Below are 21,541 nucleotides of genomic sequence, written 5' to 3' on the forward strand. Positions count from 1 at the left end.
TTTTCTCAGAACATCTCAGTACATCTCAGAAGGAGCCGGTCCATGCCCGAGCAGCCCCAGGCCGTCATCTATGACGCCATCCGCACCCCCCGAGGGAAGGGCAAGTCGTCTGGCTCCCTCCACGAGGTCAAGCCGATCGACCTCGTCGTCGGCCTCATCGACGCCGTCCGCGAGCGCAACCCCGGACTGGACTCCGCCCAGATCGACGACATCGTCCTGGGCATCGTGAGCCCGGTCGGCGACCAGGGAGCGGTGCTCCCCCGTGTTGCGGCGATGTATGCCGGCCTGCCCGAGCCCGTGGCCGGCGTCCAGGTCAACCGCTTCTGCGGCTCCGGCCTCGAGGCCGTCAACCAGGCCGCCTCGCGCGTCCGCTCCGGCTTCGAGGACCTCATCCTCGCCGGTGGTGTCGAGTCGATGTCCCGCGTCCCGATGGGCAGCGACGGCGGCGCCTGGGCCATGGACCCGGCCACCGCACTCGCCACCGACTTCGTGCCCCAGGGCATCGGCGCCGACCTCATCGGCACCCTCGAGGGCTACGACCGCGCCGAGGTCGACCGCTTCGCTGCGCAGTCACACGCCCGCGCCGCCGCGGCCTGGGAGGCCGGCCACTTCGGCAAGTCGGTCATCCCCGTCAGGGACAAGAACGGCCTGACGATCCTCGACCGTGACGAGACCATTCGCCCCGGCACGAGCGTCGAGTCCCTCTCGGCCCTCAAGCCGTCGTTCGCCGGCATCGGCGAGGCGGGTGGGTTCGACTTCGTCGCCCAGGAGAAGTACACGCAGGTCGACCAGATCAACCACATCCACCACGCCGGCAACTCGTCGGGCATCGTCGACGGCGCCGCCCTGCTCCTCATCGGCAACGAGCAGATCGGCAAGGAGATGGGCCTCACCCCCCGCGCCCGAATCATCTCGACCGCCGTCATCGGCTCCGAGCCCACGATCATGCTCACCGGCCCGGCCCCCGCCTGCCGCAAGGCCCTCGACCGCGTCGGCATGAGCGCCTCCGACATCGACCTCGTCGAGATCAACGAGGCCTTCGCCGCCGTCGCACTCAAGCTCATGCGCGACATGGGCTGGAACGAGCACCAGACCAACGTCAACGGTGGAGCCATCGCCATGGGTCACCCGCTCGGCGCCACCGGCGCGATGATCCTCGGCACCCTCGTCGACGAGCTCGAGCGACGCGACCTCGAACGCGGCATCGCCACCCTCTGCATCGGCGCCGGCATGGGCATCGCCACTGTCGTCGAACGCATCTGATCGCGCATCTGAGACACGGACAGGAACCCCACAAACCATGAGCGACAACATCATCCGTTACGAGCGCGACGACGAGGGCATCGTCACCCTGACGATGGACGACCCGAACGCGGGCGCCAACACCATGAACGCGGCATACAAGGCCGCCATGGGCGAGACCGTCGATCGGCTCGAGTCCGAGCGCGACGACATCACCGGCGTCGTGTTGACGTCGGGCAAGAAGACCTTCTTCGCCGGCGGCAACCTCGCCGACCTGCAGAAGGCCACCGCGGAGACCGCCGGTGACGTCTTTGCCGAGGTCGAGGGCATCAAGGCCCAGCTGCGTCGCCTCGAGCAGCTCGGCAAGCCCGTCGTCGCCGCGATCAACGGTGCCGCGCTCGGTGGCGGCCTCGAGATCGCGCTGGCCTGCCACCACCGCATCGCCGTCGACGACAACAAGATCAAGCTCGGCCTGCCCGAGGTCACCCTCGGCCTGCTCCCGGGCGGCGGCGGCGTCACTCGCCTCGTGCGCATGCTCGGCATCACCGAGGCCCTCATGGGCTGGCTGCTCCAGGGCCAGCAGCGCACGCCCGCCGACGCGCTGGCCAAGGGCGTCATCGACGAGCTCGTGCCCACCCGCGAGGAGCTCGTCCCCGCGGCCAAGGCGTGGATCCGCGCCCACCAGGAGGACGCCACCGCGGCGACCAAGCCGTGGGACGTCAAGGGCTACAAGCTCCCCGGTGGCACGCCCACCACGCCGGCCTTCGCGGCCAACCTGCCGGCGTTCCCGGCCAACCTGCGCAAGCAGCTCAAGGGCAGCCCGATCAAGTCCCCGCGCTCGATCATGTCGGCCGCAGTCGAGGGCGCACAGGTCGACTTCGACACGGCGAGCCGCATCGAGTCGCGCTACTTCGCCGAGCTCACTGCCGGCCGCGAGTCCACCGCGATGATCCAGGCGTTCTTCTTCGACCTCCAGTCGATCAACTCCGGCGCCCTGCGCCCGGCGGGCATCGAGCGGTCCAAGGTCAGCAAGGTCGGCATCCTCGGCGCCGGGATGATGGGCGCCGGCATTGCCTACTCCTGCGCCACGTCCGGCATCGACGTCGTCCTCAAGGACGTGAGCATCGAAGGCGCGGAGAAGGGCAAGGCCTACTCGGCCAAGCTCCTCGACGCCAAGGTCGCCAAGGGTCGTCTGTCCCAGGAGGACCGGGACGCCACGCTCGCGCGGATCACGCCGACCGCCGACGCGGCCGACCTCGCCGGCGTCGACGCCGTCGTCGAAGCCGTCTTCGAGGACCACGACCTCAAGGAGAAGGTGTTCGCCGAGGTCGAGGCCGTCGTCGGGCCCGACACGCTCCTCTGCTCCAACACCTCGACGCTGCCCATCACCGGACTGCAGGGCTTCGCCACCCGCCCCGCGGACTTCATCGGCCTGCACTTCTTCAGCCCGGTCGACAAGATGCAGCTCGTCGAGATCATCCGCGGCGAGCACACGTCCGACGCGGCCACGGCCCGCGCCATCGACCTCGTCCAGCAGATCCGCAAGATCCCCGTGGTCGTCGGCGACGGTCGCGGCTTCTACACCAGCCGCGTCTTCGGCACCCTCATCATCGAGGGCGCCCAGCTCGTCGCCGAGGGTGTCGACCCGCAGACCATCGAGCGCGCCGCGACGTCGGCCGGGTTCCCGGCCCCGCCGCTCGCCATGCTCGACGAGGTCTCGCTCACCCTGACGCAGCACATCCGCTCGGAGGCCGCCAAGGCTGCTGCCGCCGAGGGCCGCGAGATTGCCTCGACCCCCGGCGAGGAGGTCATCGACACCCTCGTCGAGCTCGGCCGCAAGGGCCGTGCATCGGGCGCTGGTCTCTACGACTACCCCGCGGGCGCTCCCAAGGTCCTGTGGCCCGAGCTGCGTCAGCGCTGGTCCAAGGACACCCAGATCCCGCTGCGGGACCTGCAGGACCGCTACCTCTTCCGCATGGCGCTCGAGACGGCCGCCTGCTTCGAGGAGGGTGTGCTCACCGACACCCAGGCGGCCAACATCGGCGGCATCTTCGGCATCGGCTTCCCGCCGCACACCGGTGGCCCGGCGACGTTCATGACGAACTACGAAGGCGGCCTCGCCGGCTTCGTGGCTCGCGCCAACGAGCTCGCCGACACCTACGGTGAGCGGTTCCGTCCGTCGGCGTGGCTCACCGAGCGCGCCGCCACTGGCACCCTCGTCGACGTCCAGGAGTCGGCGGCCTGATGACCGGGCCCCTGGAGGGCGTACGCGTCCTCTCGATCGCCATCAACCTGCCGGGGCCGGCCGCCGTTGCGCGGCTGGCCTCGCAGGGGGCGAGGGTCACGACCGTCCTCCCACCCACCGGCGACCCGATGGAGCAGTTCGCCCGGGCCTACTTCGACGAGCTCCACGAGGGTCAGACCATCGAGCGCGCCGACCTCAAGAGCGACGAGGGCCGGGCCCGGCTCGATGAGCTGCTCGCCGAGACCGACATCTTCCTCACGAGCTCGCGGCCCTCTGCCCTGGCACGGTTGGGACTCGACCACGCAACCGTGAGCGGGCGGCATACCCACGTCTGTCAGGTCGACATCGTCGGCCACCCCGGCGACGGTGCCGAGATCGCCGGCCACGACCTCACCTACCAGGCCGGGACCGGTCTCGTTCGGGACGGGCGTATGCCGGCCACGACCGTTGTCGACCTCGCCGGCGCCGAGCGGGCGGCTGGCGAGGCCGCGGCGGCTCTCGTCGAACGCGCTCGCACCGGTCGCGGCAGTCGTCGCGAGGTCGCGCTGTCGGACCTCGCGCACGCGATGGCGCGACCCGTCGTGCACGGGTTGACCGTGCCCGGTGGACTGCTCGGTGGCGGACTTCCGGTCTATGACGTGTATGCCGCGTCAGAAGGTCACGTGGCGCTCGCCGCGCTCGAACCGCACTTCACCACGCGGCTGCTCACCGCCCTCGAGATCAACCCCGACGACCTCAGCCGCGAGCGCCTGGCGGAGGTCTTTGCGCAGCGCACCGCTGTTGAGTGGCAGCAGTGGGCCGACGAACGCGACATCCCGCTGGCCGCTGTTGCCATTGCTTGACCGTTCCGCCTGATCCTCAGCTCGACCCGTCTCAGCTCGACCCGACAAAGGAGTCACCGTGCCCGAGATCCTGCCGCCCCCGACCTATGTCTCCCCCTGGATGGCGGATGAGGTCGCAGACGTCGTGACGCTGGCCCGCACCTTCTTCGAGCGAGAAGTGACTCCGAACGTCGAGCGCTTCGCCGGGCAGCACCAGGTCGACAAGGAGACGTGGCTGGCGGCGGGCGCGGCCGGGCTGTTGTGCATCTCGATCCCCGAGGAGTACGGCGGCGGTGGCGGCACGTTCGCCCACGAGGCGGCGGTCATGTGGGAGCAGGGGCGGGCGGCTGACGACGCGTTCGGCTACTCCGTGCACTCGTCGATCGTGGCGCACTACCTGCTCAACTACGGGTCCGAGGAGCAGAAGCAGCGCTGGCTCCCGCGCATGGCCACCGGCGAGCTCGTCGGCGCCATCGCCATGACCGAGCCGTCGACCGGGTCCGACCTGCAGCGCATCCGCACCACCGCCAAGCGCGACGGCGACCACTACGTCATCAACGGCAGCAAGACCTTCATCACCAACTCGTCGCACGCCGGGCTCGTCGTCATCGTCGCGCGCACCGGAGGCGAAGGGGCACAGGGGGTTTCGCTCATCGTGGCCGAGGTCGACGGCCTCGAGGGTTTCGAGCGGGGGCGCGTGCTGCAGAAGATCGGGCAGCACGGGCAGGACACCCGCGAGCTGTCCTTCACCGACATGTTGGTCCCGGTCGGCAACCTGCTCGGCGACAGTGAGGGGCAGGGTTTCTACCAGCTCATGCTCCAGCTGCCGCAGGAGCGCCTGGCCATCGCGGTCGGCGCTGTCGCGTCTGCCGAGAAGGCCGTCGAGCTGGCCATTGCCTACTCCAAAGAGCGCGAGGCGTTCGGCAAGCCCATCGGCTCGTTCCAGACCCTGCGGTTCACCCTGGCCGAAGTCAGCACCGACGTGCTCGCGGCCCGCACCTTCCTCGACTACTGCATCGGGCTGCACGTCGAGGGTCGGCTCGACGCCGCCACCGCGTCACGGGCGAAGTACTGGACGACCGATGTGCAGTGCGACGTCATCGACCGGTGCCTCCAGGTGTTCGGCGGCTACGGCTACATGCTCGAGTACCCGATCGCCCGCATGTATGCCGGCGCTCGCGTCCAGAAGATCTATGGCGGGACCAACGAGATCATGAAGGAACTCATCTCCCGCACCCTCTGACGCTCAGGTTGTGGTGGCGGTGCCCGGCTGGCTCGACTGGCCGGGCACTTGCTGGTTCTGCCCCTGCTGACCCGGCGCCTGGCCGGGCTGGAACTGCTGACCCTGCTGGCCCGGGAACTGACCACGCTGCCCGCCCTGGCCGCGCTGACCCTGTTGGCCCGGCTGGCCGGGGAATCCCCCACCGAAGCGGCCGTCCTGAGTCGGGGCGGACGAGCCTCGCTCGTGGGCCGCGGCCACACCGACGGCGCCGATCGAGGACAACCCGAGGGCGAGGGCTGCCGCAACGGCAGTCTTCTTGCCGGACCAGCGGACCGGGTTCACGGCCGGAGCAGTCGTGCTCTCGAGGACCGTCGTGTCCTCCGGGGTGGACGCACTCTCAGCGGTGGCTGCGTTCTCGGAGGGCGCGGCCCCCGACCAGTCCACGGAGGTGCCAGAAGTGGTGTCGTCAGTCGTCATGACAGCGACGGTGCCCCGCAACGCTGTGGCGAACCTGTGGTGAGCATGTCGACCAACTGGCACGACACAAATCGTCCAATAGGGCACGAATGGCGCTCACCCGGGGCCAACCATTCGTGCCCTATTGGACGATTTTGTTCCCGCCCTGGCCGCGCTTCTGGAGCGGACGGCATACACCGTCATTGTTTCCCCTCGGCTCACAGACAACGCACAGGCGATGCATGGGCAACACTGAAGGCATGAGGATTCACTGGGTGTCATGAGCACAGCACCGACCTCGTCCGCCAAACTGCAGCGCCCTGATGGGAGCCCCGTCCGGGTCCTCGTCGTCGACGACGAATCCAACCTGACCGAGCTGCTGTCGATGGCGCTGCGCTACGAGGGCTGGGAGGTCCGCGCGGCGGCCACGGGCCTCAAGGCGGTCAAGGCGGCGCGTGAGTTCCAGCCGGACGCGGTCGTGCTCGACATGATGCTCCCCGACTTCGACGGCATGGAGGTGCTGCGCCGGATGCGCGCCGACAACGACGCCGTCCCCGTGCTGTTCCTCACCGCGAAGGACGCCGTCGAGGACCGCGTCGCCGGCCTCACGGCGGGCGGCGACGACTACGTGACCAAGCCGTTCAGCCTCGAGGAGGTCGTGGCCCGGCTGCGCGCCCTCATGCGCCGCACCACCGTCGTCGCCGACGAGTCGTCCTCGATCATCGCGGTCGGCGACCTCACGATGGATGAGGACAGCCACGAAGTGACTCGCGGTGGAGTCGAGATCCACCTCACCGCAACCGAATTCGAGCTGCTGCGCTACCTCATGCGCAACCCCAAGCGCGTGCTGTCCAAGGCGCAGATCCTCGACCGCGTGTGGAACTACGACTTCGGCGGCCAGGCCAACGTCGTCGAGCTCTACATCTCCTACCTGCGCAAGAAGATCGATGCCGGTCGCACCCCGATGATCCACACGATGCGCGGTGTCGGCTACGTCCTCAAGCCGGCGGAATGAGCGACACCACCACGGCCCAGAGCATCGCGAGCACCCCGAAGCGCTCCTGGTTCGACCCCGCTGGGTGGTCGCTCTCGACGAAGCTCGTCGCGGCGGTCGTCGGCCTGTTCCTCGTCATCACCGCGGCGACGTCGACATTCACGGTCCTCGCCCTGCAGAACCATCTCGTCAACCAGATCGACCAGGACGTGAGCTCGACCCTGTTCCGCGCAGGCGGGCCTCGCGGACCCGTGGGCGGCGGCGGCCCGATCCCAGGCGGTGGCGGTGAGTCGCTCCTCCTCGTCCTGAGCGATGGCACGGTCAAGGCCAACCGCGTCGAGCACGGCCAGACCATCGACACCCTGACCACGGCCCAGATCACCCAGCTCCAGAAGGCCGGGATCGGGTCGAACCCCAGGACCGTCGACATCGAGGGGCTCGGCGACTACCGCGTGGCGAGCGCTCTGGAGGATGACGGCGACGTCGTCATCTCGGGCTTGCCCATGAGCGGCATCACTCGCATCGTGGACGCCATCATCGGGCTCGTCATCGGCACGACCATCGCGGGCCTGGCCCTGGTCAGCCTCGGCGGCCAGTGGCTCATCCGACGCAACCTCGCTCCCCTGTCTCGCGTCGCCCACACCGCCACCCAGGTCAGCAAGCTCGAGCTCGACTCTGGCGCGGTCGCGTTGGCGCAACGCGTGCCCTTCGCCGACACCGACCCACGCACCGAGGTCGGTCAGGTCGGCCTCGCCCTCAACAGCATGCTCGACAACGTCGAGGGTGCACTCAAGGCCCGCCACGAGTCGGAGACCCAGGTCCGTCAGTTCGTCGCCGACGCCTCGCACGAGCTGCGGACGCCGTTGGCGTCCATCCGTGGGTATGCCGAGTTGTCCCGTCGCGAGCGCGAGCCCGTTCCCGCTTCGGTCACCCATGCCTTGACGCGGGTCGAGTCGGAGGCGTTGCGGATGCAGGGCCTTGTCGAGGACCTGCTGCTCCTGGCGAGGCTGGATGCCGGCCGTCCGCTCGATCGCGAACCCGTCGACCTGTCGCTCCTGGCCATGGACGCCGTCTCTGACGCGCATGCTGCGGCGCCCGGCCACCGCTGGGAGCTCAACCTGCCCGAGGAACCTCTCGAGGTGACCGGCGACCAGGCGCGCCTGCACCAAGTCATCGCCAACCTGCTCGCCAACGCCCGCACCCACACCCCTGAGGGCACGCGCATCGTCACATCGCTGCGACAGGATGACGGCTGGGTACGCCTGGCCGTCTCGGACGATGGGCCCGGCGTGCCAGAAGCGTTGCAGGAGAGCGTGTTCGAGCGTTTCACCCGTGGCGACGAAGCTCGCACGCGGGCCAGCGGTTCATCCGGACTCGGGCTCTCGATCGTTGACGCCGTCGCGAAGTCGCACGGCGGTCGGGTCGAGCTCGACAGCACCCCGGGCCAGACGACCTTCACCGTCTCCCTCCCCGCCTGACCGGACCCCTTGACCACAATCGTCCAATAGGGCACGAATGGTTCGCGGGCGCCATTCGTGCCCTATTGGACGATTGTGTCCGGCCCCGAAGTCACCCAATAGGACGGTTGGGGACACACCCCGAATGTGCCCAAGCGTCCTATTGGGTGACTTCGGGACACGGCTCAGGCTGGGCAAGTGGGGGGCGCGACTTGGCTTGGACGGGGTCGGCGTGGGTTCATTTGGGTGCGACAGGAGGGGCACAGCAAGGGCACAGGGCGCGGCCCGACGGTGGAGACATGAACGCGATGACCTTCTCCCCCGGCCCCGCCTCCACGGCCACCAGCCCGCCCACCGAGCAACTCGCGGGCACGCCGGACGCCGCCCGTCCCACCACCTCGCGGGTCCAGCGGTTCATCCGCGGCAACGCGGAGGACCCCACCTGGGCGCGCCCCGCACTCCTGGCCCTGCTGGCCGCGACGGCCCTGCTCTACACCTACGGGCTCACGAGCAACGGCTGGGCCAACAGCTTCTACTCGGCCGCGGTGCAGGCGGGCAGCGACTCCTGGAAGGCGTTCTTCTTCGGCTCCTCCGACGCCGGCAACTCGATCACCGTCGACAAGCCGCCAGCAGCCCTGTGGGTCATGGCGCTCAGCGTCCGCGTCTTCGGCCTGAGCTCGTTCGCGATCCTCTTCCCCCAGGTCCTCATGGGCGTCGCGACTGTCGGTGTCGTCTACACGAGCGTCCGCCGCCACTGGGGCGCCGCCGCGGGACTCATCGCCGGCGCCGTCATGGCACTCACTCCCGTCGCCGTGCTGATGTTCCGGTTCAACAACCCCGATGCCCTGCTCGTCCTCCTCATGGCCCTCGGCGCCTGGGCGACGATGCGGTCCATCGAACGCGGCTCGGCCCGCTGGTTCGCCCTCGCCGGTGTCTTCATCGGTCTCGGCTTCCTCACCAAGACCCTCCAGGTCCTCCTCGTCGTCCCGTTCTTCGGCATTGCCTATCTCGTTGCCGCCGACACCACCCTGCGTCGCCGCATCATCGGGGCCGCAGCCGGAGTGGGCGCGATGCTGCTCTCCGCCGGCTGGTGGGTCGCCATCGTCGAGCTCATCCCCGCGAACATGCGCCCGTACATCGGCGGCAGCCAGACGAACTCCTTCCTCGAGCTCACCTTCGGCTACAACGGCCTTGGGCGCATCAACGGCGACGAGACCGGCTCCGTCGGTGGCGGGGGCGGTTGGGGCACCACGGGTCTCGGCCGCATGTTCAGCAGCAGCATCGGTGGCCAGATCTCCTGGCTCATCCCGAGCGCGGTCATCCTGCTCGCCGTCGGACTGTGGATCCGCGGCCGCGCACCTCGCACCGACATCCGTCGCGCCGGCTACGTCGTCTGGGGCGGCTGGCTCGTCGTCACCCTGCTGACCTTCTCGCTCATGGCCGGCATCTTCCACGAGTACTACACCGTCGCACTCGCCCCCGCCGTCGCCGCACTGGTCGGCATGGGCTCGGCCGAGGCCTGGGAACGCCGCAGTTCCTGGCTCGGCGTCGGAGCGCTCTGCGTCGCGACTCTCGCGGCAGCGATCTGGAGCTTCGTCCTGCTGAGCCGCACCACGGCATACGGAGACTGGCTTCGCGTCAGCGTCCTCGCGCTCGGCATCACGGCGGCACTCGGCTTCCTCGTCCTCGACCGGCTGCACCGTCGCGCCGTCCCGGCCGTCATCGCGACTGCCCTCATCGCCGCGCTCGCCGGCCCCACGGCCTACAGCCTCACGACCGTGAACACGAGCTACACCGGATCGATCATCACCGCGGGCCCGAGCACCGGGGGCATGGGCGGCCCCGGAGGCGGCGGCATGCCGGGCGGCGCGATGCCCACCCTCCCCGGTGGGACGATGCCCACGTTCCCCGGCGGAGGAGGCGCACCGACCGGTGGCGGTGGCGGCATGGGCGGTCTGCTCGACGCCAGCACCCCGAGCACCGAGGTCGTCGCTGCCCTGTCCGAGGGCGCGAGCAGCTATCGCTGGGTCGCGGCCGCCATCGGCTCGCAGAACGCCGCCGGACTCCAGCTCGGCTCAGGCCTGCCGGTCATGGCGATCGGCGGGTTCAACGGATCCGACCCGAGCCCGACGCTCGTGCAGTTCCAGGACTACGTCGACCAGGGCCTCATCCACTACTTCGCGGCCAGCGGCAACGGCGGCGGGATGCGTGGCGGCGGGATGGGTGGCAGCGGGACGGCCTCCGAGATCTCCGCGTGGGTCCAGGCGAACTTCACCGCGGTCACCATCGACGGGACGACGTTCTACGACCTCACCGCGCCGGTCGGCAGCACCGCCACGACCGGATCCAGCACGACCACGGCGACGACGGTATGACCACCGTCCTCGACGTCGTCGTCCCGGTCTTCAACGAGCAGGCCACGGTCGGGGCGTGCGTACGCCGGCTCCACGCCCACCTCGTCGCGACCTTCCCCTACCCGTTCCGGATCACGGTCGCCGACAACGCGAGCACGGACGCGACGTGGGCGACGGCGCAGGCCCTCGCCGCTGAGCTCCCCGGCGTCCACGCCGTCCACCTCGCCCAGAAGGGCCGGGGACGGGCGCTCAAGCAGGTGTGGCTCGGCTCCGACGCCCTCGTCCTCGCCTACATGGACGTCGACCTCTCGACCGACCTCGACGCGCTGTGGCCGCTCGTCGCACCCCTCATGTCCGGCCACTCGGACGTCGCCATCGGGTCCCGCCTCGCCCGCGGCTCCCGGGTCGTGCGCGGTGCTCAGCGAGAGGTGATCTCGCGCTGCTACAACCTCGTGCTGCGTGGCGCCCTCGGCGCCCGCTTCACCGACGCACAATGCGGCTTCAAGGCGATCCGTGGGGACGTGGCGCGCGAGCTCCTGCCACTCGTCGAGGACCCGAGCTGGTTCTTCGACACCGAGCTCCTCGTCCTCGCCGAACGCGCCCAGCTGCGCATCCACGAGGTCCCGGTCGACTGGTACGACGACCCCGACAGCCGCGTCGACGTCGTCAGCACCGCGCGCGATGACCTGCGCGGCGTGTGGCGGATGCGTCGCACCCTCTCGTCGTCGTCCGCGCCCGTCGCCGCGATCGCCGAAAAGATGGGCCGGCGTATGCCGGGTGCTCGCGTCGCGCGTCAGGCCGCCAGTTTCGTGGTGATCGGCGTCGCCTCGACGGTGTTCCACCTCGGGCTCTTCGCACTCCTGCGACAGGGCATGGCCTCGGCCACCCTCGCGAACGCCATCGCCCTCCTCGTGGCCACGATCGTCAACACCTCGTGGAACCGGCACTGGACGTTCGGCCTTCGTGGGCGAGAAGGTGCCGGGCGGCAGCAGCTGCAGGCGCTCGTCGTCTTCGTGCTGACCCTGGCCCTCACGACGGCCGGGTTGGGGCTGCTGCACACCGTCGCCCCGGGAGCGCCCACCTGGCTCGAGACCACTGCCGTGGCGATCACGACGGCCCTGTCGACCGCCGTGAAGTTCGTCCTCATGCGCACCTGGATCTTCGCGCCCGCGTCGACCTCCCCGCCAGTGGCCGCGCGAGCGACCTCAGTAGAGGGTGGCGAGATACCCACCCTCGTTGTCGAGGAAGACCAGCACGATCGTCGAGTCCAGCTCATCGACCAGGGCTGAGCAGGTCGCGACGGTGTCCTTCTTGGGGCCGGGAAGCGCTTCGCAGAAGACCTCGTCGACGGGGACGCCATCGTCGAGCGCTTCGTAGAGTGCGTCGGTCACGCTGCTGGTCAGGGCGAGCTCGGTGGCTGCACCGGAAGGCGCCAGATCGACAGAGCCCCAGGACGGCATACCGGCGTCGTAGTAGAAGTCCTCGCTCGACCCCGACGAGCCCAGTCGATCCGCGGCATAGATGATCCCGATGCTCATCGTGATGAGGAACGACAGGGCGCTGAGGCCCAGGGCCGTCCACGCCACCCACGAGGGGCGTGCTCGACCAGAACCCGGTACCTCCTGGGGCGGGCTCGACCACGGTGCGCCGGCCACGGAGGGCGAGGGGCCGGCATACGCCGGAGGTGCCGAAGGCACGCGGTACGGGTCGCCGGCGGACGGCGGGGTGACGCTCATGAAGGACTCCTGGAGGAGGGCGAGGGCAGCGGCTCATTGTGTCCCGTGAAGCCTCTGCAGGCGGCCGCTTTGCTCGGCGCGGTACAGGACGGTTACCCTGATCCGGCTGAGGAGGCGTCGCCTAGCCCGGTTTATGGCGCCGCACTGCTAATGCGGTTTGGGTTTAAACCCATCGGGGGTTCAAATCCCCCCGCCTCCGCACAACGGATCGGCCCTGGGAGCTTCATGCGCCCGGGGCCTTTTCCGTGCCCGTCCGCGCCCTTCACTCACAGTCGTCGGTGCTGCGTCGTTCAATGGGCATCATGACGACGACCCAGCCCCCACGGCGCCACACGACCCTGGCCACGGACCTGGGCGACCTCCTCGCAGTGGCCGAGGGTGACGCGCTCGCGGGCCTCTACTTCCCCGCCCACTGGCACCCACCGGCCGAGGGCACGATCGGCCCGCGGGTCTCACCCACGGGCGACACGGTCTTCGTGGACGCGGCACGCGAGCTGGCGGAGTACCTCCGTGGCGAGCGGACGACCTTCACCGTCGCCACCGTGACCCATGGCGACGCCTTCTCGGAGCGAGTGTGGGACCACCTCGCGACCCTCGACTACGGCACCACGACGACCTATGGCGCGATCGCCCGCGAGTTGGGCAACGCCGGCCTGGCGCAGCGCGTCGGGCAGGCGGTGGGCCACAACCCGATCAGCATCCTGATCCCGTGTCACCGGGTCGTCGGTGCCGACGGTTCACTGACCGGGTATGCCGGTGGGCTGGATCGCAAGGCCCGTCTCCTTGCGCTGGAGGAGCCTCCCGAAGCCGCCGAGTCCCGCCTCTTCTGAGCTCGGCGGCTAGGGGCTGGGCCTACCCGGAGGTCAGGAGCAGAGGTCGGCGTCGGCCTTGCGGGTCTGGATCGTCCCGGACGTGGCGGGTGTCGACGACAGGGTCGGGGTGGGGATGGGCTCGGTGCCGAGTCGGTTGGGGACGGCGACGACGTCGGGCGCACCGACGCCGAGGGTCACTCGGACCCGCGACCCGAGGTTGGTCTCGGCCTTCTTCACGGTGGCTCCGGGGAACGCCGCAGCGACCGTGCGCGCGTCTTCCTCGTGCTCGCCGGAGAACTCGATCGTGGCGCCCTTGGTCGCACCGTCGCCGTTGATCGAGGTCGGGTTGTCGAAGCCCTGCACGGCCAGTGCCGCGACAGCCTGCTTGGCCAGGCCCGGGACTCCCGACGCGTTGACGACCTGGACCCGGATCTCGTCGGGCGTCACGGTCAGCGGGACGGTCGAGGTGGGGGTGGGCGTGGGTGCCGGGGTGCCGAGGTCGCGATCGGTGCGGATGGCCTCCCACAGCTCGTCGGCCCCCGGCGCCCACTGGACCCGGTTGGTGTCCTTGGGGTAGGCCTCGGTGGGCACGGTGACGAACTGGATCTTGTCGACGCCGATGTTCTTGACGCTGGCCGCGATGTCCTTCATCGGACCCAGGCCGAAGTCCTCGTCCATCTGGAGTGAGCTCGTCGCCGCTCCGAGGAAGCGCAGGAGCTTGTCGGGTCGCAGCAACAGCTTGGAGTCCGTGGCCTGCTGCGCCACCGATGACAGGAAGGCCTGCTGGCGCTTGATGCGGCCGATGTCAGAGCCGTCGCCCAGCGAGTAGCGGGTCCGGACGTAGCCCAACGCCTGCTCACCGTCGAGGGTGTGCCGGCCGGCGGAGAGCGCAAACTTGGCCTTCGGGTCGTTGATCGCCGTCGGTGTGCAGACGGGGACGCCACCCAGGGCATCGACCATGTCCTTGAAGCCGCTGAAGTCGACCACCGCGAAGTGATTGATGAAGATGTTGGTGTTGCCCTCGAGGGTGCGGATCACGCAACCCGGGCCGCCGGTGTTGAAGTTCTGGTTCCACTGGTGGACGCGCCACTGCGTGACGGGAGCATTGCCGTCGCAGTCGACCGGAGAGGGCACCATCGAGTCACGAGGGATCGACACCATCGTGACCGACTTCCGGTCACCCGAGATGTGCATGACGATGTTGGTGTCCGAGTGCTGCCCCGGCTCCCAGTTGCCGGTGCCGTAGTCCTCGTTGCCGTCGCCCTCACGCACGTCCGAGCCGATGAGCAGGATGTTGAGCGGGCCGGTCGCGAGGTTGCCGGCCGGAGTGGGCCGGTCCTTGCCGACCATGTTGGAGACGTCCAGGCGGTCGATGTTGCCGTTGAGCTTGGCGTAGGTGGCCACCATGGCGATGACGAGCATCGAGGCGACGACACCCGAGGTGATGAGCAGGCGCCGGCGACGCACACGCTGGCGATCACGCTTCTGGGCACGCAGACTCTCGCGGGAATCGGCTCTGCGGCGGGCGTCGCTTCGACTCAGCGCGGTGTCGTCGACACCAGTCTCGTCGTCATGCTCGAACTGCACGGAGTCCTCTTCATCCGGGGGCAACATGGCGCGGCGCCCAACCCCCGTTCGGCGCCGCACCTGCCCGAGTGTAGGGGCCGACCCTGAGAGGTCTCTGGGACCCACGCGCACGTCGTGTCGTGCCCCGGACAGGCGACGAGGCCCCCACCGCCGGGGCGGAGGGGGCCTCGCTCAAAGACTGTGTGAGTCCTCGATCAGAGGGGGCGGACCTGCTCGGCCTGCGGACCCTTCGGACCCTGGGTGACCTCGAACTCAACCTGCTGGTTCTCATCGAGGCTGCGGTAGCCCTGGGTGTCGATGGCGGAGTAGTGGACGAACACGTCCGGTCCACCGCCGTCCTGGGCAATGAAACCGAAGCCCTTCTCAGCGTTGAACCACTTCACGGTGCCCTGTGCCATGGGGTAACTCTTTCCTGTGTGTAGCACGAGGACGCAGCAGAATCGCGGCGCCCGCGGAAGCACGCAACCAACCCCATCTCGAGTCCGGAGGTCACTCCGGCCCGGACACATCAACGCCCGCCTTCTGTGGAAGCGAGACGGGCGCGTACTGCGACCTGCGAGGACTTGCTGTTGTGCAACCGAGCACCAATTTATCAGGAATCCGTGCTCAGAACCCGTCGAGACGGCCGCCGTCACCGAGTGTTCACGAACTGCGCAAAAGCGAAAAGGCGGCGTATGCCGGGTGCTCGCAACCCGGCATACGCCGCCTTCTCGTGTGGTCACTCTTGCGTCGGTCAGGCCTTGACGGCCAGGACGGCGCAGGTCGCGTCGAGGAGCACCTGTTGGGCGGTGCTGCCCGTGACGAGCTTGCCCAGCGGTGACCGTTTGCGGACTCCGATGACGATGAGCTCAGCGTCGACCTCGGCGGCGACCGACAGGATCTCGTCGGCCGGAGCCAGACCACGCGTCATCTGGCGGACCTCGTGGTCGATGCCGCGCTCGGTGAGCTGGGCGTCGAGGGCGTCGAGGTCCTGGGGTTCGGCGAAGCTCGGGCCCGAGTAGTCACCCAGGACGCCGGAGTTCACGACGACGAGCCTGGAGTGACGGCGTTCGGCCTCGACGATGGCGGCGTCGACGGCTGCCAGCCCCGGCGGGGTGGGGATGTAGCCCACGACGACGGTCACGACGCCTCCGGCAACTTCGTGGCGCCGGTCATGATCGCCACACCTTCGCCCATGTCGTGCGTTGCCGGCGTGATGACTCCGGCGCGACCGCCGAGGCGTTGGATGTGAATCCGGTCGGCGACCTCCCACACGTGGGGCATGTTGTGCGAGATGAGGATGACCGACAGCCCGCGGTCGCGCAGCTGCTTGATCATGTCGAGGACCATCCCCGACTCCTTGACACCGAGTGCGGCAGTGGGTTCGTCGAGGACGACGACCTTGCTGCCGAACGCTGCCGCTCGCGCGACGGCCACGGCCTGGCGCTGACCACCGGAGAGGGTCTCGACGGCCTGACCCATGTTCTGGATCGTCTGGATGCCGAGGTCCTGCACCGATTCGCCGGCCCGCTTCTCCATGCCCTTCTTGTCGAGCATGCGGAACACCGAGCCGAGGGGACCCTTGCGGCGCTCCTCACGACCGAGATAGAGGTTGCTCGCAATGTCGAGCGCGGGGATGACGGCCAGCTGTTGGTACACCGTCTCGATGCCGGCGTCGCGGGAGTCCTGCGGCTTCTTGAAGCTCACCGGCTCGCCGTTCATCGTGATCGTGCCGGAGTCGGGGACGTAGGCCCCGGTGAGGCACTTGATGAGGGTCGACTTGCCGGCACCGTTGTCGCCGATGACCGCGAGGACTTCGCCCGGGTAGAGGTCGAGGTCGACGCCATCGAGGCCGACGACGCGGCCGAAGGTGATGACGAGCTTGCGGGCGGAGAGCACCGGCTGCTGGGCGTAGAGCTCCTCCTTGCCCGCCGGAATGCCGCCGTGGGCGACCTCGAGCTCCGACGTTGTGATGCTCATGCCTTGACCTTCCTGATCCACTGGTCGACAGCGACGGCGACCACGACGAGGACGCCGATGGAGAGGTACCGCCACTGCTGGTCGACACCCAGTTGGGAGAGTCCGAACGCGAACGTCTGGACGATGAGCGCACCGATGAGCGTCCCGACCAGGCGACCTCGGCCACCGAAGAGGCTCGTGCCGCCGATGACGACGGCGGTGATGCTCTGCAGGTTGGCATCGGGGATGGCGTTGGGAGTCGCCGCACCCGCCCGGCCGATGAGGATCCAGGCGGCGATGCCGTAGATGAGGCCGGCCACGGTGTAGACGGTCAGCAGGATCCGCTTGCTGGGGACACCGGAGAGGCGAGCCGACTCGGGATCGTCACCCACGGCATACACATATCGACCCCAGGCAGTCTGGGACAGCACGAAGGCCATGACCAGATAGATGAGGGCCACCACGACGATCCCCCAGGTCAGCCGGAACGAGCCGATGCCGAACCCGTCACCGAGGAAGTTGATCAGGTCGGGCAGGTGGCTGGCCTGGATGCTGGAGCCGCCGGAGTAGAGCAGCGCGATCGCACCGAAGATGCTCAGCGTGCCGAGGGTGACGATGAACGGCGGCAGGTTGATCCGCGTGACCAGGAGGCCGTTGATGGCGCCGGCTCCCGTGGCGAGCAGCAGGCCCGCGATCAGCCCGACGATGCCGGGCATGTTGCCGTCCTTGGACAGGGTGGCCATGACCATCATCGACAGCACCATGATCGACCCCACGGAGAGGTCGATGCCGGCGGTGAGGATGACGAGCGTCTGACCCACGGCCAGGGCGGCGACGACCGCCGTCTGCTGGAGCAGGATGCCCATCGAGCTCGCCGTGAGGAACGTCGGCGTGGCGACGAAGAAGGCGATGAACGCGATGAGCAGCAGGAACAGCGGACTCAGCCAGGGCTTGCCGTGCAGCTGGTGCTGCACTCGCTGGAGGGGCGACTGCTGCCGCCGAGCGAACTCGGCAGCAGCAGACGTGACGTCGGCGGACATGGTCAGTTGCCCCAGCAGATCTTGCTGCCTTCGTCGGACGTGATGCTCTCGACGCCTTCAGCCTTCTTGTCGGTGACGAGTGCGACACCGGTGTCGAAGAAGTCGAGGCCGGAGGTGACCTGCGGCTTCTCTCCGCCACGGGCGATCTTGGCGATGGCCTCCATGCCGAGCGTGGCCATCTTCAGCGGGTACTGCTGGGCCGTCGCCCCGATGACGCCACTCTTGACGCTGGCGACGCCGGCGCAGCCACCGTCGACCGAGACGATGAGGGCGGTCTTGTTGGCGGCCTTGAGCGCTGCGTCCGCGCCGACAGCGGTCGGCTCGTTGATCGTGTAGACGAGGTTGATGTTGGGGTTCTTGGCCAGGCACTTCTCCATCGCGGAGCGGCCACCGTCCTCGGCGCCCTGTCCGGCTTCGTTGCAGACGATCGTGTAGTCGCCGCCCTTGCCGCCGGTGTACTTGCCGGTCTTGGCCTCGTCGCCGTTCTTCTTGCCGTCGGCGACGTCGATGCCCATGCCCTCGAGGAAGCCCTGGTCGCGGTTGTAGTCGACCGAGACGATCTTGTCGTCGAAGAGGTCGAGCAGCGCGATGACGGCCGGCTTGCCGTCGAGCTGGGTCGCGGCCCACTGACCGTCGAGCTTGCCGGCGTTGCGGTTGTTCGTGGCAAACGTGATGTCGACGGTGTCGGCGGGGTCGGGCGGGGTGTCGAGGGCGATGACGAAGAGCTTGGCGTCGCGCGCCTTCTTGATGGCCGCGTTGACGCCGTCGCTCATCGGGGTGATGAGGATGCCCTTGTCGCCGCGGGCGATCGCGTCCTCGATGGCCGTGATCTGTCCCTGGTCGTCGCCCTCCTGCTTGCCGGAGGCCACGGTCAGCTTGACGTTGTTCTTGCTGGCGTCTGCCTTGGCGCCCTTCTGCATGGCGACGAAGAACGGGTTGGTCGAGTCCTTGGTGATGAGGGTGACGCCGACTGCGGCGTCACCGCCGGTGCCACCGGTGCCAGCCGTGTCGGAGTCGCTCGACCGGTTGCAGCCCGCGAGCCCGAGGGCAGTCGTGGCGGCCACCGCACAGATGATGGTGCGGGAAGCGCGAGAGGAAATGCGCATGGGGGTAACTCTCCTTTGAGTGTCCGATGACAACGTTGTCATGGCCATTTATATGCCCCTCTTGCGCTGAGGTCAAGGGATAGCGTAGAAATCGCTACATGCCCGTGACATCGTTGTCAGGAACGGCGCCTTCAGCCGGTCACCATGAGTGACCACGGTGGACGCGCCACCATGCGCGACGTCGCGGCCCTGGCGGGCGTGAGCATCAAGACCGTGTCGCGGGTCGTCAACGACGAGCCCGCAGTCGCCGACGCGGTCCGCGTTCGGGTGCAGGACGCCGTCGCGCGCCTTGACTACCGGCACAACCTCGGCGCCAGCAACCTGCGTCGCGGCAAGGGTCGCAGCGGCCTCATCGGCGCCCTCCTCCAGGACGTCAGCAACAGCTTCTCCGCCGCCCTGCTCCGGTCACTCGAGGATGCAGCGCGAGATCGTGGCACTGCGATCCTCGCGGCCAGCCTCGACGAGGAGCCCGATCGCGAGCGCTCCCTCGTCCACGACCTCGTGACCCGTCGCGTCGACGGACTCGTCCTCATGCCGTCGACCGACCGTCAGGACTACCTCGCGTCAGAGGTTCGCGCTGGACTGCCTGTCGTCTTCGTCGACCGCGAACCCCGCGGAGTGGCGGCCGACTCGGTCACCGTCGAGAACTTCGAGGGGGCCCAGATGGGCGTCGAACACCTTCTCGCACAGGGGCACCGGCGCATCGCCTGCCTGACGGACCTCGGTGAGATCTACACCGCTCGAAGCCGTCGCGACGGCTTCGTCGAAGCCTTCCGGGCCCGCGGCAAGCACCCCGACGAAGAGCTGATGGTCTCCGGACTGCGCGGTCCGGGAGCCGCCGAGGCCGCCGTCACCCACCTGCTCGATCTCGCCAGGCCGCCGACGGCGATCTTCGCCGGTCGGAACGACCTGACCCAGGGCGCGGTTCGGGCCCTGCGTCAACGCGGACTGAGCGAATCCGTGGCGCTCGTGGGCTTCGACGACTTCCCGCTCGCCGACCTGGTCACGCCGGCCCTCACCGTCATCCGCCAGGACGTCGGCCGCATCGGCCGCCTCACCGCCGACCTGCTCATGGCCCGCATCGACGGCGACACGTCTGCACCGCAACGCATCATCATCGAGCCGACCCTCGTCGTGCGCGGCTCGGGCGAGATCGCGCCACCCGCCTGACCATCGATTCGACTTCGTGCCCCGCACGGACGCGCTCGCGGTTTCCGCGGTCCGTGCGGGGCACGAAGTCGGGACGTGTCAGGGCGTCATCGGCGTGATCTTGATGTCGATCGCCTTGGCGGTCCCACCGACGACGTAGGTCCCGACACCCGTGGCTGATGCCGGCGGATAGATGAGGTCCGTGATCGAGACCTGCCCGGCCTGCGCCAGCACCTCGACGGAACTGCGATCGAGGTATGCCGTGAACGTCACCTCACCGTTCGCGACCGTCACCGGCGCCTTCTCGAGGCTCGCGAAGAGCGGGTTGAACGCCACGTTGCCGCTCTTCGTGCGGTCGACGATGAGCGTGCCGTCGTGACGAACGCCGACCTTGGTGCCGACGGCACCGTCGGCGCTGCGGCGCAGGACGACCCCGGCCTCGCTCGCCGAGCCCAGGGCGACCCGGACCTCGACTCTCGCCAGCTCCGCACTCCTGCCGGTCGGCGCCTCGCCGGCGGCAACCCCACGGGCCTTCACCTGCTGCTTGGAGCGGTTCACGAGGAGGTTGTCGATGCCCGTGACCGGGCTCTGCGACAGTCGGGGCCCGTCGGGCGTGGAGACCAACGACAACTGACGAGGCATCGTCATCTGACCCCGCCACGGGTCGGTCGGGACGTCGCCGGCGTACTGCCAGTTGTTCATCCAGCTGATCGAGATCCGCTGGTCCTGGGGCAGCCCGTTGAAGGTCACCCCGGCATAGTTGTCCCGACCGAAGTCGACCCAGGACGCTCGTGTCGTGCTGCTCTTGGCGGGTGCCGCGGCGAGCGTGAACTGGTCAGCGAGGATGTGACCCCACCCGCCACTGTTGTGGTCGACGACCCGGATCTGCGCCGACGTTCCCTGGAGGTCGGCGAGATCCCACGATGCCCAGTCCAGGGACTCACTGTCGCCGCCCGTCTCGCTGCGCACGACCTTGCCGTCGACGACCAGGTTGACGGTTGTCTGGGTGTCACGAGGTCCGGCCGCGGTGGCGCCGAAGCGGATGTCATCGACCATGAGGTGACCCCAGTCGCCGCTGCTGCGGTCGTCCCGGACGACGAGGTGAGCCTGCTTGCCCACCACCGAGGACGCGTCGATGTTGCGCCAGTCCATCTCACCGGAGTTGTTGCCGGTCACCGAGCCGACGACCTGACCCTCGACGACCAGCTCGACGACAGTCGGCGCGCTGGCAGCCAGCGGGTGCGTCCCGCCGGCGACGAGGAGGTTGACGAACTTCTGGGTCACCGTGAAGTCGGGCGACTCGAACGTGCCGACGGCGCTGTCGCACTTGTCGGGCACGACACAGGTGTCGAGCACGTTCTGCCCCTGGTGGTTGGGCAGAC

The 21,541-nt window shown here is 68.8% G+C and carries 19 protein-coding genes and 1 tRNA gene; 11 read left to right on the forward strand and 9 right to left on the reverse strand.

Annotation, left to right across the window (positions count from 1 at the left end):
• Positions 1–42 precede the first annotated feature (42 nt).
• From JNB_RS10950 to JNB_RS10965, 4 genes are read left to right on the forward strand one after another with little or no spacing between them, the layout of a single operon-like run.
• Entirely contained in the window at positions 43–1,263 is a 1,221-nt protein-coding gene (locus JNB_RS10950) for an acetyl-CoA C-acetyltransferase (RefSeq protein ID WP_009776530.1), read from the forward strand.
• 37 nt (positions 1,264–1,300) lie between these two features.
• Positions 1,301–3,487 carry a 3-hydroxyacyl-CoA dehydrogenase NAD-binding domain-containing protein gene (locus tag JNB_RS10955; RefSeq protein ID WP_009776531.1) on the forward strand — a complete coding sequence of 729 codons (2,187 nt, stop codon included), beginning with the start codon at positions 1,301–1,303 and terminating at the stop codon, positions 3,485–3,487.
• On the forward strand, positions 3,487–4,329 hold the full coding sequence (locus tag JNB_RS10960) for a CoA transferase (protein WP_009776532.1): 843 nt from the start codon (positions 3,487–3,489) through the stop codon (positions 4,327–4,329). Before JNB_RS10955 ends, JNB_RS10960 begins: the two co-directional genes overlap by 1 nt.
• Positions 4,330–4,387: 58 nt before the next feature.
• Positions 4,388–5,551, forward strand: coding sequence for an acyl-CoA dehydrogenase family protein (locus JNB_RS10965; RefSeq protein WP_009776533.1), 1,164 nt, complete (start codon positions 4,388–4,390; stop codon positions 5,549–5,551).
• Between the two features lie 3 nt (positions 5,552–5,554).
• Here the strand turns inward: JNB_RS10965 and JNB_RS21680 are convergent, their stop codons facing one another.
• The gene (locus tag JNB_RS21680) at positions 5,555–6,007 is read right to left on the reverse strand and encodes a hypothetical protein (protein WP_009776534.1); all 453 of its coding nucleotides are present in this window, start codon (positions 6,005–6,007) and stop codon (positions 5,555–5,557) included.
• A gap of 259 nt (positions 6,008–6,266) precedes the next feature.
• Between JNB_RS21680 and JNB_RS10975 the strand changes: the two genes are divergently transcribed.
• The 4 genes from JNB_RS10975 to JNB_RS10990 all read left to right on the forward strand — a co-directional run bounded on the left by JNB_RS10975 (position 6,267) and on the right by JNB_RS10990 (position 12,080).
• The gene (locus JNB_RS10975; RefSeq protein WP_009776535.1) at positions 6,267–7,001 is read left to right on the forward strand and encodes a response regulator transcription factor; all 735 of its coding nucleotides are present in this window, start codon (positions 6,267–6,269) and stop codon (positions 6,999–7,001) included.
• Positions 6,998–8,458 (forward strand): HAMP domain-containing sensor histidine kinase, encoded by a 1,461-nt coding sequence (locus JNB_RS10980; RefSeq protein WP_009776536.1) that lies wholly within the window; start codon positions 6,998–7,000, stop codon positions 8,456–8,458. The genes JNB_RS10975 and JNB_RS10980 overlap by 4 nt, the downstream gene beginning before the upstream one ends.
• A gap of 278 nt (positions 8,459–8,736) precedes the next feature.
• Positions 8,737–10,812: a glycosyltransferase family 39 protein gene (locus tag JNB_RS10985; RefSeq protein ID WP_009776537.1), complete on the forward strand. Its 2,076-nt coding sequence runs from the start codon at positions 8,737–8,739 to the stop codon at positions 10,810–10,812.
• Positions 10,809–12,080 (forward strand): bifunctional glycosyltransferase family 2/GtrA family protein, encoded by a 1,272-nt coding sequence (locus JNB_RS10990; RefSeq protein ID WP_009776538.1) that lies wholly within the window; start codon positions 10,809–10,811, stop codon positions 12,078–12,080. The genes JNB_RS10985 and JNB_RS10990 overlap by 4 nt, the downstream gene beginning before the upstream one ends.
• Here JNB_RS10990 and JNB_RS10995 read toward each other — a convergent pair.
• Positions 11,997–12,527, reverse strand: a complete 531-nt coding sequence (locus tag JNB_RS10995; protein ID WP_148232384.1) for a hypothetical protein — start codon at positions 12,525–12,527, stop codon at positions 11,997–11,999. The genes JNB_RS10990 and JNB_RS10995 overlap by 84 nt on opposite strands.
• A gap of 110 nt (positions 12,528–12,637) precedes the next feature.
• Here JNB_RS10995 and JNB_RS11000 point away from each other — a divergent pair.
• Positions 12,638–12,726: transfer RNA gene (locus JNB_RS11000), tRNA-Ser, on the forward strand.
• A gap of 103 nt (positions 12,727–12,829) precedes the next feature.
• Positions 12,830–13,357, forward strand: coding sequence for a methylated-DNA--[protein]-cysteine S-methyltransferase (locus JNB_RS11005; RefSeq protein WP_050766703.1), 528 nt, complete (start codon positions 12,830–12,832; stop codon positions 13,355–13,357).
• Positions 13,358–13,390: 33 nt separating this feature from the next.
• Here the strand turns inward: JNB_RS11005 and JNB_RS11010 are convergent, their stop codons facing one another.
• From JNB_RS11010 to JNB_RS11035, 6 genes are all read right to left on the reverse strand, one after another.
• Entirely contained in the window at positions 13,391–14,926 is a 1,536-nt protein-coding gene (locus JNB_RS11010) for an LCP family protein (protein WP_158306138.1), read from the reverse strand.
• A 194-nt stretch (positions 14,927–15,120) separates the two neighbouring features.
• Positions 15,121–15,324, reverse strand: coding sequence for a cold-shock protein (locus tag JNB_RS11015; RefSeq protein WP_009776543.1), 204 nt, complete (start codon positions 15,322–15,324; stop codon positions 15,121–15,123).
• A 335-nt stretch (positions 15,325–15,659) separates the two neighbouring features.
• Entirely contained in the window at positions 15,660–16,049 is a 390-nt protein-coding gene (locus JNB_RS11020) for a universal stress protein (RefSeq protein WP_009776544.1), read from the reverse strand.
• Positions 16,046–16,885, reverse strand: a complete 840-nt coding sequence (locus tag JNB_RS11025) for an ATP-binding cassette domain-containing protein (protein WP_009776545.1) — start codon at positions 16,883–16,885, stop codon at positions 16,046–16,048. Before JNB_RS11025 ends, JNB_RS11020 begins: the two co-directional genes overlap by 4 nt.
• Positions 16,882–17,904 (reverse strand): ABC transporter permease, encoded by a 1,023-nt coding sequence (locus tag JNB_RS11030; RefSeq protein ID WP_009776546.1) that lies wholly within the window; start codon positions 17,902–17,904, stop codon positions 16,882–16,884. Before JNB_RS11030 ends, JNB_RS11025 begins: the two co-directional genes overlap by 4 nt.
• A gap of 2 nt (positions 17,905–17,906) precedes the next feature.
• Positions 17,907–19,010: a substrate-binding domain-containing protein gene (locus JNB_RS11035; RefSeq protein ID WP_009776547.1), complete on the reverse strand. Its 1,104-nt coding sequence runs from the start codon at positions 19,008–19,010 to the stop codon at positions 17,907–17,909.
• Between the two features lie 144 nt (positions 19,011–19,154).
• Here JNB_RS11035 and JNB_RS11040 point away from each other — a divergent pair, with 144 nt between their 5' ends.
• A complete protein-coding gene (locus JNB_RS11040) occupies positions 19,155–20,180 on the forward strand; it encodes a LacI family DNA-binding transcriptional regulator (protein ID WP_009776548.1) in 1,026 nt (341 codons plus the stop codon).
• 78 nt (positions 20,181–20,258) lie between these two features.
• On the opposite strand, the gene JNB_RS21920 is transcribed toward JNB_RS11040, so the two are convergent.
• Positions 20,259–21,311 carry a GH32 C-terminal domain-containing protein gene (locus JNB_RS21920; RefSeq protein ID WP_371177766.1) on the reverse strand — a complete coding sequence of 351 codons (1,053 nt, stop codon included), beginning with the start codon at positions 21,309–21,311 and terminating at the stop codon, positions 20,259–20,261.
• Positions 21,312–21,541 lie beyond the last annotated feature (230 nt).

It is taken from the genome of Janibacter sp. HTCC2649 (assembly GCF_000152705.1).
Lineage (GTDB): Bacteria > Actinomycetota > Actinomycetes > Actinomycetales > Dermatophilaceae > Knoellia.

Excerpts from the sequence above, each read along its gene's own strand:
- JNB_RS10950 (WP_009776530.1), top strand. The coding sequence starts at position 43 with ATGCCCGAGCAGCCCCAGGCCGTCATCTATGACGCCATCCGCACCCCC.
- JNB_RS11040 (WP_009776548.1), top strand. The coding sequence starts at position 19,155 with ATGAGTGACCACGGTGGACGCGCCACCATGCGCGACGTCGCGGCCCTG.
- JNB_RS10960 (WP_009776532.1), top strand. The coding sequence starts at position 3,487 with ATGACCGGGCCCCTGGAGGGCGTACGCGTCCTCTCGATCGCCATCAAC.
- JNB_RS11030 (WP_009776546.1), bottom strand. The coding sequence starts at position 17,904 with ATGTCCGCCGACGTCACGTCTGCTGCTGCCGAGTTCGCTCGGCGGCAG.
- JNB_RS11035 (WP_009776547.1), bottom strand. The coding sequence starts at position 19,010 with ATGCGCATTTCCTCTCGCGCTTCCCGCACCATCATCTGTGCGGTGGCC.
- JNB_RS10985 (WP_009776537.1), top strand. The coding sequence starts at position 8,737 with ATGAACGCGATGACCTTCTCCCCCGGCCCCGCCTCCACGGCCACCAGC.
- JNB_RS11015 (WP_009776543.1), bottom strand. The coding sequence starts at position 15,324 with ATGGCACAGGGCACCGTGAAGTGGTTCAACGCTGAGAAGGGCTTCGGT.
- JNB_RS10990 (WP_009776538.1), top strand. The coding sequence starts at position 10,809 with ATGACCACCGTCCTCGACGTCGTCGTCCCGGTCTTCAACGAGCAGGCC.
- JNB_RS10995 (WP_148232384.1), bottom strand. The coding sequence starts at position 12,527 with ATGAGCGTCACCCCGCCGTCCGCCGGCGACCCGTACCGCGTGCCTTCG.
- JNB_RS10955 (WP_009776531.1), top strand. The coding sequence starts at position 1,301 with ATGAGCGACAACATCATCCGTTACGAGCGCGACGACGAGGGCATCGTC.
- JNB_RS11005 (WP_050766703.1), top strand. The coding sequence starts at position 12,830 with ATGACGACGACCCAGCCCCCACGGCGCCACACGACCCTGGCCACGGAC.
- JNB_RS21920 (WP_371177766.1), bottom strand. The coding sequence starts at position 21,311 with ATGGACTGGCGCAACATCGACGCGTCCTCGGTGGTGGGCAAGCAGGCT.
- JNB_RS11025 (WP_009776545.1), bottom strand. The coding sequence starts at position 16,885 with ATGAGCATCACAACGTCGGAGCTCGAGGTCGCCCACGGCGGCATTCCG.
- JNB_RS21680 (WP_009776534.1), bottom strand. The coding sequence starts at position 6,007 with ATGACGACTGACGACACCACTTCTGGCACCTCCGTGGACTGGTCGGGG.
- JNB_RS10980 (WP_009776536.1), top strand. The coding sequence starts at position 6,998 with ATGAGCGACACCACCACGGCCCAGAGCATCGCGAGCACCCCGAAGCGC.
- JNB_RS10975 (WP_009776535.1), top strand. The coding sequence starts at position 6,267 with ATGAGCACAGCACCGACCTCGTCCGCCAAACTGCAGCGCCCTGATGGG.